Here is a 14,612-nt window from a genome sequence, read left to right as displayed (position 1 = left end):
CCTCACGCCCGAGAGGCTTTTTCAAGACTTGGCAGCAAGGAACTGGCCGGCACCGATGACGGAGCCGAGATAACTTCTGCCCGCCCTGTCTCGGACTTCTCCTCTTCGACCTCGCCATTCAGCGCCTTGTGCATTTTCACGGGGTCCAGCGCCCCGACCCATTTGGCAATGGCCATGGTGCCGACGCCGTTGCCGATGGTGTTGGTAATCGCACGTGCTTCCGACATGAATCGGTCGACACCCAGCAGCAACACCATACCCGCCACCGGAATGGTGCCCAGGGTAGATAACGTCGCTGCAAGAATGATGAACCCTGAACCGGTGACGCCCGCAGAGCCTTTGGACGTAAACATCAGTACCGCCAGCACGATCAACTGATCCGTCAGGGTGAGCGGCGTGTTCGTTGCCTGGGCGATGAAGATCGCGGCGATGGTGTAGTAGATCGCCTGACCATCCGGGTTAAAGGTCAAACCGGAGGGAATGATCATCCCGGCAACGGGCTTGGAAACACCGGCCTTTTCCATCTTGGAAATCATCTGCGGCAGCACCGATTCCGAAGAGCTGGTGCCCAGCACGGTGAACAATTCCTCCTTGATGAATTTCAGAAACTTCCACAGGCTGAAACCGCTGTAACGGCAGATCGGCCCGAGTACAAAGATCACGAACACCGCGCAAGTCAGGTAGACGCAGGCCATCAGCTTGCCAAGGGAGAACAGCGAGCCAAAGCCGTATTTGCCGATGGTGAAAGCGATTGCGCCGAATGCACCGATGGGGGCCAGGCGCATGACCATGTTGACGATGCGAAACATCCCCTGCATCAGGCTATCCAGCGTGTCGACGAAAGCTTTGCCGCGAGGCCCCGCATGCGCCAGAGCAACGCCAAGCAGGATGGAGAACAGCAAGATTTGCAGCACGTTGCCCTTGGCGAAGGCATCCACGATGGTGTCAGGGATGATGTTCATTACAAAGTCCATGAACGACGCGTGTTTCACCGCTGTGGTGTAAGTGGCCAGGCTGGAAGTATCCAGCGTGGCGACATCGATGTTCATGCCTGCACCAGGTTTGAACACATCGACGACGACCAGGCCGACGACCAGCGCCAACGTGGACACCACTTCGAAATAGAGCAGTGCACGAAAGCCGACACGGCCCAGCTCCTTCATGTTTTCCATGCGTGCAATACCAGTGACGACCGTCAGGAAGATCACCGGCGCAAGGAGCATTTTGATCAGTTTGATAAAAGCGTCGCCCAAGGGTTTGAGCGCTGTTCCGGTTTCGGGAATGAGCACCCCGACAATAGCGCCGAGGATCACGGCGATAAGAACTTGTACGTAGAGTTTACCAACTATTCTTTTCATGACAGGGCCCTGATTTTTTATTGTTGTCAGGAAATGCCAAGGGGTCCGATCAGTGATCAGCCCCTTGGTGTTGTGCCGCAGTACTACTTTGAATCAGCGAAAAATATCAGCGATTGATCAACTCGATCACGGCGTCGGTGACCTGCCGGGTGGTGGCATTTCCGCCCAGATCAGGGGTATGCAAACCGCTTTCGGTCACGGCTTCGATGGCCGACATCAGCTGTTTCGCCGCAGCCGCTTCGCCGAGATGTTCGAGCATCATGGCGGCCGTCCAGAACGTCGCGATCGGGTTGGCAACACCTTTGCCGGTGATGTCGAAGGCCGAGCCATGGATGGGTTCGAACATCGACGGAAATTTGCGCGAGGGGTTCAGGTTGGCTGTCGGCGCAATGCCCAGGCTGCCCGACAGGGCCGCGGCCAGATCGGACAGGATGTCGGCGTGCAGGTTAGTGGCGACGATCACGTCCAGCGTCGACGGCTTGAGCACCATGCGCGTGGTCACGGCATCGACCAGTTCCTTGTCGATCTTCACATCCGGAAAATCCTTGGCGACCTCGTAGAAAATCTCATCCCACAACACCATGCCGTGACGCTGAGCGTTGGACTTGGTGACCATGGTCAGATGTTTGCGCGGGCGGCTCTGGGCCAGCTGGAAGGCAAAGCGATGGATGCGTTCAACGCCGGCACGGGTGAAGACCGACACTTCGGTCGCCACTTCTTCGGGCAGCCCCCGATGGACACGACCGCCGTTGCCGGAGTACTCGCCCTCGGAGTTTTCACGCACCACCACCCAGTCGATTTGATCACCATTGAGCAGCGGGCTTTTTACCCCCGGCAACACGCGAGCCGGGCGCACGTTGGCGTATTGGTCAAAGCCCTGGCAGATCGGCAGGCGCAGGCCCCACAGCGAAATGTGATCCGGTACGTTGAGCGCACCGACAGCGCCGAAGAAAATGGCGTCGAAGGTTTTCAGTTCTTCCAGGCCACCCTCCGGGATGTAGTAACCGTTTTTCAGGTAGTTATCGGAGTTCCAATCGAAGTGTTTGAAGTCCAGCTCAAAACCGGATTTTTTCGACAGGGCTTGCAGCACCTCGACGCCAGCAGCGATCACTTCCACACCAATACCATCACCGGGTACCGCAGCAATTTTGTATGCGCTCATTGGTCAACTCCACTCTCGTTACGTTCTTGTTGTTTCCGTCGGACCGGACTGTCCAAGCGGTGTGTGAACGGAGTATATGTAGTGAACAAAGAGCTGTGAGTTACTCTAAATCACTACATCCATAACTTTGAGTTACGAATGAGCCAGACACTGGATTTGTCTTTTTTCTACCTGTTGGCCAACAAGGGAAGCCTGGCGGCGACTGCACGCGAGCTGGGTGTTACGCCGCCAGCGGTGAGCAAACGCCTGAGCGCACTGGAGGCCCGGCTTGGCATACGCCTGGTCAACCGCACCACGCGGTCGATGAGCCTGACCTCGGAAGGCGAGCTGTATTTTTCCCATGCCGCACGCATCCTGACGCAGATTGATGAGGTTGAGCAGCTGATCAGCAACAGTCGCGCAACCCCCAAGGGTTTGATTCGCGTCAACGCTTCGCTGGGGTTCGGTCGTCGTTACATCGGGCCGGCATTGGCCGCGTTCTTCGCCCTCTACCCTGAGGTGGAAATTCAGCTGGAGATCAGCGACCACCCGCTGGATCTGGCAACTCACGGGTTTGATCTGGGCATCCGTTTCGGCACGCTGCCGGATGCCACCTTCCACGCACGAAAGATTGCCTCCAATCGCCGTTTGTTATGTGCCTCGCCGCTGTATCTGGAAAAGCATGGCGTGCCCCAACGCCTGACGGATTTACAGCAACACAACTGCATCTTCCTGCGGCAAAACGAAACGCCGTACGGCGTGTGGAGTTTTACCCACGGTGGGCGCACACAAAACATCAAAGTACGCGGCGCCTTAGGCTGCAACGACGGTGAAGTGGCCTTGAATTGGGCGCTGGAAGGCTACGGAATTCTGCTTCGCGCCGAATGGGACATCGCCCGTTACGTGCGCAGTGGCCGCTTGCGCCTAGTGCTGGAGGACCAGACACCGACCCGAGCAGATGTCTACGCCGTGTACCCGCAACAGCTGCACCTGTCGGCACGCGTGCGCTGCCTGATCGACTTCTTGGTCGAGCGCTTCAAGCACATCGATCATCTGGATGAAGCGCAATAGTCTACGCACGGTTTCTTCCAAAGAGCCAAAGACGCGACTCTCCACGCTCTGCCATTAATTCCAGCCGCCGCCCAACACCTTGTACAACGTCACCCGGTTGCTCTGTTCGGTCAGGCGCAGGGTGATCAGGTCCTGCTGTGCGCTGTACAGCGAGCGTTGGGCGTCCAAGGCTTCGAGATAGCTTTGCGAACCGCCACGGTATAAGGCGTCGGACAGTTCGAAACTTTTGCGGCTGGCGTCGGTCAACGCTTGCTGAGCCGTGATGCGGCGATCCAGCGTGCTGCGTACCGCCAGGGCATCGGCCACTTCCTTGAACGCGCTCTGCACCGTCTGCTGATAGGTCTGCACCTGTATTTCGCGTTCGACCTTGGCCGAATCCAGCGTCGCGCGGTTACTACCGGCATCGAAGATCGGCAGGCTGATGCTCGGGGCAAACGTCCAGGCGCCGCTGCCGGACTTGAACAGTCCGGACAAGGCCGAGCTTGAGGACCCCGCACTGGCCGTCAGGCTGATACTCGGAAAGAACGCCGCACGGGCCGCGCCGATGTCGATATTGGCCGACTTGAGTGTGTGTTCGGCGGCCAACACATCCGGGCGTCGTTGCAACAGGCTGGACGGAAGCTCCGCCGGCACTTGAACCAGCGCCGCAGCCGATTCCAGGTTCGCGCCTGGCAACAGCTCCTCGGGAACATCGCTGCCAACCAGCAGACGCAAGGCATTGCGGTCTTGGAGAATCTGGCTTTCGTAGACCGCCGCGTCGCCTCGGGCGGACTCCACAGTGGTTTGCGCCTGCGCCACAGACAGACCAGAAGAACCACCTATTGCGTGGCTGCGTTGGGTCAATTCGTAGGTCGCCTGCTGACTGCGCAAGGTCTCTTGGGCCAGGTGCAACCGCTCGTTGTCCGCCGCCAGGGTCAACCACGCCGTAGCCACTTCGGCCACCAGGCTGATCTGCGTGCTGCGCCGGGTTTCGGTCAGCGCCAGATAGTCTTCCAGCGCTTCGTCCTGAAGGTTCTGTACCCGCCCGAACACGTCCACTTCATAACTGCTCAGGCCCAGTTGCGCGCTGTAGTCATGGGTGGTGGTCGCCGAGCCACTGCTGGATAACGAACCGGGCGTGCGACTGTGAGTGCCACTGACGCCGGCATCGATCGAAGGCAAGGCCTCGGCTCGCTGGATGCGGTACTGAGCCTGCGCCTTTTCGATGTTCAGGCTTGCCAGGCGCAGGTCGCGATTATTGACCAGGGCCAGGGACTGCAAGCGCGCCAGACGGCTGTCGGTGAAGAACTGCTGCCACTCGATATCGGCGCCTACCTCCCCCTTGGGCGTGTTGGCGGGCGGCAGCCATTGTTCGGAGACGGGCGCTTCAGGGCGCTCGTACTGCGGCGCCAGATTGATACAGCCACCGAGCAGCGCGAGGACGGCCAGCAGTGGCCAGCGAAATTTGATCATGCGTCACCTGACTGGGCGGATTGGACGGAGGTCGAAGCCGTGGAAACGCGGCCAAAGCGACGGCGAATCTGCACGAAGAACAGCGGTACGAAGAAGATCCCCAGCACCGTGGCGGTGAACATACCGCCCAGCACGCCAGTGCCGATGGCCTGACGCCCGGCGGAACCGGCGCCGGAACTCAGGGCCAGAGGCAGCACGCCGAACATGAACGCCAGGGACGTCATGAGAATGGGCCGCAGGCGTTGCCGCACGGCGATCAGCGTCGCCTCCCGCAAGCTGTTGCCCTGCTCTTGCAAATGCTTGGCGAATTCGACGATCAGAATCGCGTTCTTGGCCGCCAACCCCACGGTGGTCAACAGCCCGACCTGGAAGTACACGTCGTTGCTCAAACCACTGAAACGGGTGGCCAGTACCGCGCCAACCACACCCAACGGCACCACCAGCATCACCGAGAATGGCACCGACCAACTCTCGTAAAGCGCAGCCAGGCAGAGGAACACGAACAACACTGATATCCCGTAAAGCAACGGTGCTTGCGAACCGGAAAGGCGCAGCTGATACGACTGCCCGGTCCACTCGTAACCGATGCCTTCCGGCAATTGCTTGATAATCGCTTCCACGGCATCCATGGCGACCCCGGAACTGACCCCCGGCGCAGGATCGCCGACCACCTCCAGCGAAGCGTTGCCGTTGTAGCGTTCCAATAACGGTGAGCCATAGCTCCACGAACTGCTGGCGAACGAGGAAAAGGGCACCATCTCATTGTTGCTGTTGCGCACGAACCAGTGCTCCAGGTCGACTGCCTGCATCCGCGACGACGCCTCGCCCTGAACGTAGACCTTCTTCACACGGCCCTGGTTGAGAAAGTCATTGACGTAAGTGCCGCCCAACGCCGTGGACAAGGTGGTATTGATGTCGCTGGTGCTCAGGCTCAAGGCCCCAGCCTTGCGATCGTCGATGCTGACCTTGAGCTGCGGTGAGTCATCCAGGCCATTGCTGCGTACCCCCAGCAGTCGAGGGTCTTTGCTGGCCAGTTCGATAAACTTCTCCCGCGCCGCCACCAGCGCATCATGCCCCAGGCCACCAAGATCCTTGAGTTGCACATCAAAACCCGAACTCTGCCCCAGGCCCCGCACAGCCGGGGGTTGCATGACGAACACATTGGCATCACCAATGCTCGACAGTGCTATGGTCGCCCGCTGGGCGATGGACGCCGAATCCTGCCCGGCCCCCGACCGCTCGTTCCAGTCCTTGAGCCGGATAAAGGCGCGGGCGGCGTTCTGGCTGTTGCCGTTCATGCCCAAGCCAGAGATGCTGATCAGCGCCTCGACTTCCGGTTGTTCGAGGATATAACTTTCGAACTGTTTCACCACGGCTTGAGTACGGCTGTCCGTGGCCCCTACCGGCAACTGCACCTGAGCCATGAGAATGCCCTGGTCTTCATCAGGCAGGAACGAAGTCGGCAAGCTGAAATAACCGGACGCCATCGCCAGCACCACCAGCCCATACACCAGCAGACTCGCACGTCCACGCTGAAAAATTGCCCCCACCCATCCTTTATAGGCCTCGGCGCAGCGTTCGAAGGTGCGGTTGAACCAGCCGAAGAACCCGCGTTGAGCACCATGGCCCTGGGCATCGGACGGCTTGAGCAGGGTCGCGCACAGCGCCGGCGTCAGCGTCATGGCCACCAGCACCGAGAGCACCATGGCCGAAACGATGGTCACCGAAAACTGCCGGTAGATGATCCCCGTAGAGCCGCCAAAAAACGCCATCGGAATGAACACGGCGCTGAGGACCAGGGCAATGCCGACCAGGGCGCTGGTGATTTCATCCATCGACTGACGCGTGGCGGCCAGGGCCGACAGCCCCTGTTCGCCCATCACCCGTTCGACGTTCTCCACCACCACAATCGCGTCGTCCACCAACAGGCCGATTGCCAGGACCATGGCGAACATGGTCAGCGTGTTGATTGAATAGCCGAACAGCGCCAGTACGCCGAACGTGCCGAGCAGTACCACCGGCACGGTGATCGCCGGGATCAGCGTGGCCCGCAGGTTCTGCAAGAAGAGGAACATGATCAGCACCACCAGGACGATGGCTTCGCCCAAGGACTTGACCACCTCCTCGATGGACAGGCTTACAAAGGGCGTGGTGTCGTAGGCAATCACATTTTTCAGCTGCATTTCCGTCGGATAGAACGGCTCCAACGCCTTGAGCTTGGCCTTCACCGCTTCGCCGACTTCAAGGGCATTGGCGCCAGCGGCCAACTGCACGCCCATGGCGGCGGCGGGCTTGCCGTTGAGGGCTGAACTGATGTCGTAGCTTTCACTGCCCAGCTCGACTCGCGCCACATCCCCCAGCAGCACCACGGCGCCATCGCTAGTGGACTTGACCACGACATTGCGAAACTCTTCGGCGGTTTGCAGTTTGCTGCGGGCACTGATGGTGGCATTCAGTTGCTGCCCGGACACCGCTGGCAATGCACCGAGCTGGCCGGCGGAGACTTCGGTGTTCTGCGCCTCCAGGGCGCTGCTGATGTCCGAGGGCATCAACGCGTACTTTTCCAGCAGGGCCGGGTCCAGCCAGATGCGCATGGCGTAGCCCGAACCGAGAGTCTGCACATCGCCGACGCCATCGATACGGCTGATCTGGTCCAGCAAGGTGCTGGAAATGTAATCGCCAATCTGGGTGCCGGTCACGCTTTCGTTGTCGGAAGCCAGGGCGGCAATCATCAGGAAGTCCGACCCGCCCTTGGTCACGGTCAGGCCTTCACTCTGTACCGACTGCGGCAGTCTCGACTCAGCCTGTTGCAGCTTGTTCTGCACCTGCATCTGCGCCACATCCGGGTTCGTGCCCGCGGTGAACGTCAGGTTGATACTGGCACTGCCCGCCGAGCTGCTGGAGGCCGACATGTAGGTCAGGTTATCCAGGCCTTTCATCTGCTGCTCGATGACCTGGGTCACCGAGTCTTCCACGGTCTTGGCCGAGGCGCCGGTGTAGGTGGCGGAAATACGAACCGTCGGCGGCGCGATGTCCGGGTACTGTTCCAGGGGCAACTGACTGATCGACAAGGCCCCGGCAAGCATGATGACGATGGCGATGACCCAGGCAAAAATCGGCCGATCAATAAAAAAACGCGCCATGCTCAGCCCTCCTGCGCAATGGCAACAGGCGCCGATTTCAGCGTGCGGCTGCGAGTACCGGGGTTCTGTGCTACCACTGATTCACCGACTCGGACTTTCTGCCCGCCCTCGACAATCACTTGGTCACCCGCCTTCAGACCAGCCGTGACCCACCACTGATTGTCCACGGCGCGGTCGATGGTCAACACGCGCTGTTCGACCTTGCCATTGACCACCACCAGCACCGAGGTCACGCCACTTGCACTGCGGTTCACCGCCTGTTGTGGAATCAATATCGCCTGATCGTCCCGAGCCTGTTCCAGCACCGCCCGCACGTACATACCCGGCAGCAATAGCCGGTCAGGATTGGCGATTTCTGCCCGCAAGGTCACCGTGCCAGTGCCCTCATTGACACTGACCCCGCTGAACTTCAAGCGACCTTCATGAGCGTAAGTGCTGCCGTCATCAAGCTTGAGGCTGATCCGCGCCTCGCCCTCGCCGTTGCTTTGCAGCGCGCCGCTGGCCAAGTCACGCTTGAGGCGCAACAACTCGGTGGTCGATTGGGTGACATCAACATAGATCGGGTCCAACTGCTGCACCGTGGTCAGTGCGCTGTCCTGATTGGCCACCACCAGCGCACCGGGGGTGACCGTCGAGGTTTCGATGCGTCCGCTGACGGGCGAGCTAATGCGGGTATAGGCCAGGTTGATGCGCGCGGTATCCACGCCGGCCTGCGCCACTTGCAGCTCAGCCTCGGCGGTCAGCAGACTGGCCTGGGCATCCTCGTTGTCCTGCTGGCTGATGGCATCGATCTTCGCCAACTGTGCATCGCGCCTGGCCGTGGCCTGGGCCGACTTCAATGTGGCGCGAGCCTTTGCCAGGGTCGCCTGTGCTTCAGCCAACGAGGCTTTGTAAGAGGACGCGTCCAACTGATACAACGCCTGCCCGGCCTTGACCTCGGCACCTTCGACAAACAACCGCTGCTGAACGATACCGCCAACCTGCGGCCGAATCTCGGCGACCATGAACGCTTGGGTGCGCCCGGCCAGTTCCGTGGTCAACGCCTGGCTTTTGGGCTGCACAGTGATCACTGAAACCTTGGGCGGTTCGATAACCGGCGCGGATTCGCCGGGGGAGCATCCGCTCAACACGAGCAGGACGATCAAGGAAAGTAGAATGGCGGCGGTCACCAAGGATTTGGCGAAAAGTTTGGTCGACATAAATGCCTCTGCAAGACGGGATGGCTGAAGCCAGGCGCCATACTGCGAGGCAAATGTGCAGGAAAATTGAAGATTGCCCCGCGAGCTTGAAACTTCGTCGCGCCGGGGCCTAAATGGGCGGGCCATTCACCGACCTGCCCGAGCCCATGAAACTGAGTATCTCCACCAAGCTGTTTATTGCGGTACTGGCCAGCGTGCTGTTTGTCATCCTGAGCATGGGGCTGGCCAACGGCTGGAGCTTTGGCAAAGGCTTTCTCGACTACCTCAACGAACAGGCCCTGTTGCGCATGACCCCGGTGCTGCCACGCCTGGCCGGCGCCTATGAGCGCGAAGGCAGTTGGGAGTTCCTGCGCAACCAGCCGGATCGCTGGTTCGAGCTCATGCGGCCGGAGCCGGGTGTAGATTTCACCGACCCGCAGCGGCCGAACCTGCCCACGTCCGACCTGACCGGCGCGGTGTTTCGCATCGCCTTGCTGGACCAGCAAAAACAGCTGGTCATGGGCTACTCAGCGATTGCCGACGACGCCCTGATGCGCCCTATCGAGGTTGCCGGTAAAACCGTCGGTTGGCTGGCGGTAACACCGTTTCAGAACGTGACCGAAGCCGGTGGCGAACGCTTTCGCCTGTACCTGTTGCGCACCAGCCTGGGCATGGGCGTAATCTCGTTGCTGCTGGCGATGCTGATCGCCTGGTGGATTGCCCGCACCCTGCTTGACCCGGTCAAGCGAGTGGCCGCCGCCACGCACCGACTGGCCGCCGGGGAATACAGCAACCGGGTGGCGGTGTCTTCCAATGACGAAGTCGGTCAACTGGCCCGTGACTTCAATCAGCTGGCGTATACGTTGGAACGCAACGAAAAAATGCGCCGGGAGTTCATGGCCGATGTTTCCCATGAATTGCGCACCCCGCTGTCGGTGTTACGTGGTGAACTGGAGGCCATCGAGGACGGTGTGCGCACCCTCGATCAATCCTCGATGAAATCGCTGCAAGGCGAAGTCGGCATGCTCAGCAAACTGGTGGATGATCTGTATGAACTGTCCCTGGCCGATGTGGGCGCACTGACTTACCGCAAGAGCGAATGCGATCTCAACGAGCTGCTGGACGGTTGCGTGGCGATGTTCCAGGAACGCTGCAATGCGCGGCATTTGCGCCTGGAGCTGGAACTACCGACCTCGCCGCTGCGGTTGGAGGCCGACCCCAAGCGCTTGCAGCAACTGTTCGCCAATCTGCTGGAAAATGCCGTGCGCTATACCGATGAAGGGGGCATGCTGCGCATTCGTGCGGCCTGCGATGGCGACGTCGTACGCGTTGATTTCCTTGATTCCGGCCCCGGGGTCGACGCGGATCAGTTGCCGCGACTGTTCGAGCGTTTTTACCGCGGCGAGACCTCACGCAATCGCGCCAGTGGTGGCGCCGGTCTGGGGCTCGCTATTTGTCACAGCATCGCCCTGGCCCATGGCGGCAGTATCAGTGCCGATCACTCTCCTTTGGGTGGCCTTTGGCTGACCCTGCGCCTGCCACGGAACGCCTGAACAATGGTCAACGACAGCCCGATCCTCATCGTCGAAGACGAACCCAAATTGGCCGCGTTGATGCGCGATTATTTGATCGCCGCTGGCTATGCGACCCAGTGCCTGGACAACGGGCTGGAGGTGGTACCGGCGGTACGTGCCCACGAGCCGCGGCTGATCCTGCTCGACCTGATGCTGCCTGGACGTGACGGTCTGCAAGTATGCAAGGAACTGCGCAGCTTCAGTGCCGTGCCCATCATCATGATTACCGCCCGCGTCGAGGAAGTGGATCGCCTGCTCGGGCTGGACCTGGGCGCCGACGACTACATCTGCAAACCCTTCAGTCCTCGCGAAGTGGTCGCCAGAGTCAAAGCCATCCTGCGGCGCAGCCCGCATCTTTTGACCTCGGCAGCACCGCGTCTACAGATTGACGAAGCACAGTACCAAGCCTCCCTCGACGGTGTGGCACTGGACCTGACGCCTCTGGAACTGCGCTTGCTCAATACCCTCGCCCGCTCTCCGGGACGCGTGTTTTCCCGGGATCAGTTGCTCGACAGGATCTATTCTGATCACCGAGTGGTCACCGACCGCACGGTCGACAGCCATGTCCGTAATCTGCGACGCAAGCTCGAACAGGCCTGCCCGGGAGAGCATCCGATCGAGTCGTTGTATGGGGTTGGCTATCGGTTTCAGCTCGCCGACGCCTGAGCGTCGGCGAAATGGCCGTTATTGATCCGCCGCATAGATAATGGTTTGCGCGCTGTCGGATGTAGCAAGGCGGCGGGTGAAGTAGGTATCGCCTTCATCTGTCTGGATCTCGTAGTCGACCTTGCTGGCGACACGGCCCGATGCACCGCAATGCTTGATGATTTTCAGCACACGCTGAAACTTCACGCTCTGAGTACCGTTCTGGGCAGGGCCAGTGAGTACATTGACCGTTTGAAACCAGCCTTCATTCTTCTTGTTCGACACCAGGGTGCCGGTGAGTGCCTCAAAGCGCTCCAGACGGGTAAAGCCCCAGAGTGTCTGTTCCTCAACCGCTTTGCCTTGGGCTGTGGAGCCAGTGAATACAAACAGATTGATGGCCGGATTGTCTTCGCAAAAGAAGTCATAGGGCACAAGCCCGTCGACCATTTTCTTGCCCGGAACGAAACCCTTTTTATGAACCAGAAACATGACCACCTCCACTCTAAAACATCAGCAAACGCTGAGTAAGTTTGAGCGGGAAGTCTACTGAGGCGGGGCGTACAGAGCCGTCAAGCCAATGTAATATCGTGTAAAGATCACGCCCGATGGGGCAAGCTGATTTCCACCATCAACCCACCGGATGGCTGGTTGCGCGCCATGATCGTGCCGCCGTGTATTTCCACAGCCCTTGAAGCAATCGCCAGGCCCAGCCCGAAACCGGCACTGGCCTCGTTCAGGCCGCGCTCGAACGGGTGGAAAATGTCCTGCAGTCGCTCGTTTTCAACACCCGGCCCCCGATCGGTAATCTGCACCGTCAGGTAGTCTGCATCGGGATTGACCTCAGCCACTACAACAACAGCCGTGTTCGGCTTGGTATAGCGCACCGCGTTTCGAATGACGTTCTCGAAACACCGATACAGCAGTTCGCCGCTGACACGACTGACAAAGGCCGGACTCGCCTGCAGGCTTACCCGGCAACCTTTCATTTGCGCCTCGAATTGAGCGTCCTCGACGATCACCGACAGCAACTCGACGATATCGATTGGCTCGCGCTCGATACTCTCGGGCCGACCCTGCATGCGCGCCAGGGTCAACAACGCCTCGATCAGCGTATCCATACGCACCGATTCGCGCTGGATGCGCTCCACCATTTCCTGGCGTGCCGGATCTTGCTGCAACAGCCCGATGGCCGCTTGCATGCGCGTCAACGGTGAACGCAGTTCGTGAGAGATGTCGTGCAACAGGTGTTGCTGGGCCTCCACCAGCAGTTTCAGCTGGTTGGCCATTCGGTCGCAGTCCTCGGCCAGATCGACGATTTCATCGCGGCGCCCACCCATCATCGGCTTGACCCGGGTTTCGAAGCGCCCCTGGGCCACGTCGCTCATTGCCCGCCGAAGATAGGCCAACGGCCATGCCAGGTAGTACGCCAGATACCCGCTGAACAGCGCACTCATCACCGTGCCGATGATCAGCGGAATCGAGCGCCCTGGCCCTCCTCTATCACCTTCTTTGCCAGGGGACTGTGAAGACCTGAGCGACAGCGTGGCACCGTCCTTGCTGATGACCGATCGCTCATAAGCCGGATGCAGAACCGGCGATCCCGCCAGCAGTTGACCTGCACTGTCATACACGCCAATGGTCTGGTCATCCGGATGCTCCCACACCGTCAGCAACTGCCGGCCGGACTCGACACCAAACTGTCGCAGCAGCTGTTCTTCGCTGGCCAGGATCGCCTCCAGATGAGGGTCTCTGGGCCCGAAACTGCCCAGCACCAGAATGCCCAGCCCGACCAGAAACGTCAGGCTGGTGGCCAGCCAAAACGCCAGGAACAGCTTCCAGAACAGCCGGCTGGGCTTGGTCATTCGGCGATCAACAAGTAACCGAGGCCACGCACGCTCTGAATCCAGGCCTTGGTGTCGGGGCGCGGGCCCAGCTTCTGGCGAATGCTGCTGATGTGCACATCGATGCGCCGGTCGTAGCGGGTCAACGGACACCCCAAGGCATTGAGCGACAGATCCTGTTTGCTCACCACCTGCCCGACACAACGGGCCAGCTCTTCGAGCAAGCTGAACTCGGTACTGGTCAACCCCGGGTCGCGCCCCAGCCAGAGGGCCTGGCGCTTGCCGGGCCACAAAACCAGCGGGCCGGTCCTGATCACTTCGGTGGTTGGCTGATCCGCCGGCTGCGTCCGGCGCATGATTGCCCGCAAACGCGCCACCAATTCCCCCGGCGAACTGGGCTTGGGCACATAGTCATCGGCGCCCAGTTCCAGGCCGGTGATCTTGTCTATGTTGTCGCCTCGGGCGGTCAGCAACACGACCGGCACCTGGCTCGCAGCCCGAATGCGCCTGAGCACCTCGATACCCGACCGCCGCGGCAGCATCACATCCAGCACCACAATGCTGTAGCGCCCGGAAAGCGCTTGAACCTCGCCCTCCTCGCCCGTGTGCACCGCGGTCGCCTCAAAGCCTTCACGCTCCAGGTATTGGCTGAGCATTCCAGTCAGTTCCTGGTCGTCGTCGACTAGCAATACGGAGATCATGGGGAGCTCTTGAGTGTGTGTCCGCGCATTATCGCCCTTGCACTGCACACCGTCATCGCCCCGGGCCAACCTTTACCTAACTTGACACTTGGTTAACCGCACCAAACGCACCGAGCTTTTATGCTTCACCTCCACCAGCCTGCTCGCTCCGCGGACTCGTCTTGCTGCGAGATATCCGCGCCCGCCTACGCTGCTTGTCGATGTGTTCTGGATAAGATCTTGATGAATTTTTCGCGCCTGCTCTGCTCGGCTGCACTGCTACTCAACGCCACACTTGTGCATGCTCAAGGCTTCAAAATTTCCGATATTCGCATCAACGGTCTTCAGCGGGTTTCCGCAGGGAGTGTGTTCGGTGCCTTGCCGTTGAACGTCGGTGATGACGCGGATGAGCGCCGCTTGGTGGAGTCCACCCGCGCGCTGTTCAAGACCGGTTTCTTTCAGGATATCCAACTGGGGCACGAGGGTGATGTCCTGGTCATCACGGTGGTCGAGCGTCCGTCGGTCGCCA

At 60.1% G+C, this 14,612-nt stretch carries 11 protein-coding genes and 1 pseudogene; 4 read left to right on the top strand and 8 right to left on the bottom strand.

Going from position 1 to position 14,612, the window contains the following annotated elements; translation table 11 throughout:
• Window positions 1-2 precede the first annotated feature (2 nt).
• Both PMI18_RS24400 and PMI18_RS24405 read right to left on the bottom strand, forming a co-directional pair.
• Window positions 3-1,358 carry a dicarboxylate/amino acid:cation symporter gene (locus PMI18_RS24400; protein ID WP_007896312.1) on the bottom strand — a complete coding sequence of 452 codons (1,356 nt, stop codon included), beginning with the start codon at window positions 1,356-1,358 and terminating at the stop codon, window positions 3-5.
• A gap of 106 nt (window positions 1,359-1,464) precedes the next feature.
• On the bottom strand, window positions 1,465-2,520 hold the full coding sequence (locus PMI18_RS24405) for a tartrate dehydrogenase (protein WP_007896310.1): 1,056 nt from the start codon (window positions 2,518-2,520) through the stop codon (window positions 1,465-1,467).
• 138 nt (window positions 2,521-2,658) lie between these two features.
• On the opposite strand from PMI18_RS24405, the gene PMI18_RS24410 reads away from it, so the two are divergent.
• Window positions 2,659-3,570, top strand: a complete 912-nt coding sequence (locus PMI18_RS24410; RefSeq protein WP_007896307.1) for a LysR family transcriptional regulator — start codon at window positions 2,659-2,661, stop codon at window positions 3,568-3,570.
• A 54-nt stretch (window positions 3,571-3,624) separates the two neighbouring features.
• Here the strand turns inward: PMI18_RS24410 and PMI18_RS24415 are convergent, their stop codons facing one another.
• Genes PMI18_RS24415 through PMI18_RS24425 form a run of 3 tightly spaced genes read right to left on the bottom strand, consistent with a single transcriptional unit; the run spans window position 3,625 to window position 9,364 of the window.
• Window positions 3,625-5,022 carry an efflux transporter outer membrane subunit gene (locus PMI18_RS24415; protein WP_007896304.1) on the bottom strand — a complete coding sequence of 466 codons (1,398 nt, stop codon included), beginning with the start codon at window positions 5,020-5,022 and terminating at the stop codon, window positions 3,625-3,627.
• On the bottom strand, window positions 5,019-8,165 hold the full coding sequence (locus tag PMI18_RS24420) for an efflux RND transporter permease subunit (RefSeq protein WP_007896301.1): 3,147 nt from the start codon (window positions 8,163-8,165) through the stop codon (window positions 5,019-5,021). Before PMI18_RS24420 ends, PMI18_RS24415 begins: the two co-directional genes overlap by 4 nt.
• Window positions 8,166-8,167: 2 nt before the next feature.
• Window positions 8,168-9,364, bottom strand: coding sequence for an efflux RND transporter periplasmic adaptor subunit (locus PMI18_RS24425; protein WP_007896299.1), 1,197 nt, complete (start codon window positions 9,362-9,364; stop codon window positions 8,168-8,170).
• 113 nt (window positions 9,365-9,477) lie between these two features.
• Here PMI18_RS24425 and baeS point away from each other — a divergent pair, with 113 nt between their 5' ends.
• A complete protein-coding gene (baeS, locus tag PMI18_RS24430; RefSeq protein ID WP_007896296.1) occupies window positions 9,478-10,896 on the top strand; it encodes a sensor histidine kinase efflux regulator BaeS in 1,419 nt (472 codons plus the stop codon).
• Window positions 10,897-10,899: 3 nt separating this feature from the next.
• The gene (locus tag PMI18_RS24435) at window positions 10,900-11,583 is read left to right on the top strand and encodes a response regulator (RefSeq protein WP_007896293.1); all 684 of its coding nucleotides are present in this window, start codon (window positions 10,900-10,902) and stop codon (window positions 11,581-11,583) included.
• A gap of 18 nt (window positions 11,584-11,601) precedes the next feature.
• Here PMI18_RS24435 and PMI18_RS24440 read toward each other — a convergent pair whose 3' ends face one another.
• From PMI18_RS24440 to PMI18_RS24450, 3 genes are all read right to left on the bottom strand, one after another.
• A complete protein-coding gene (locus PMI18_RS24440; protein WP_007896291.1) occupies window positions 11,602-12,051 on the bottom strand; it encodes a hypothetical protein in 450 nt (149 codons plus the stop codon).
• Window positions 12,052-12,158: 107 nt separating this feature from the next.
• Window positions 12,159-13,424, bottom strand: coding sequence for a HAMP domain-containing sensor histidine kinase (locus PMI18_RS24445; RefSeq protein WP_007896288.1), 1,266 nt, complete (start codon window positions 13,422-13,424; stop codon window positions 12,159-12,161).
• Window positions 13,421-14,104, bottom strand: coding sequence for a response regulator transcription factor (locus tag PMI18_RS24450; protein ID WP_007896287.1), 684 nt, complete (start codon window positions 14,102-14,104; stop codon window positions 13,421-13,423). Before PMI18_RS24450 ends, PMI18_RS24445 begins: the two co-directional genes overlap by 4 nt.
• A gap of 222 nt (window positions 14,105-14,326) precedes the next feature.
• Between PMI18_RS24450 and PMI18_RS24455 the strand changes: the two are divergent.
• Window positions 14,327-14,612 (top strand): annotated as a pseudogene (locus PMI18_RS24455) (outer membrane protein assembly factor BamA); the annotation flags it as partial.

The organism is Pseudomonas sp. GM102 (assembly GCF_000282555.1).
GTDB lineage: Bacteria > Pseudomonadota > Gammaproteobacteria > Pseudomonadales > Pseudomonadaceae > Aquipseudomonas.
Note: the sequence above shows the minus strand (reverse complement) of the source record. Positions and strands in the feature narration are given on the sequence as shown.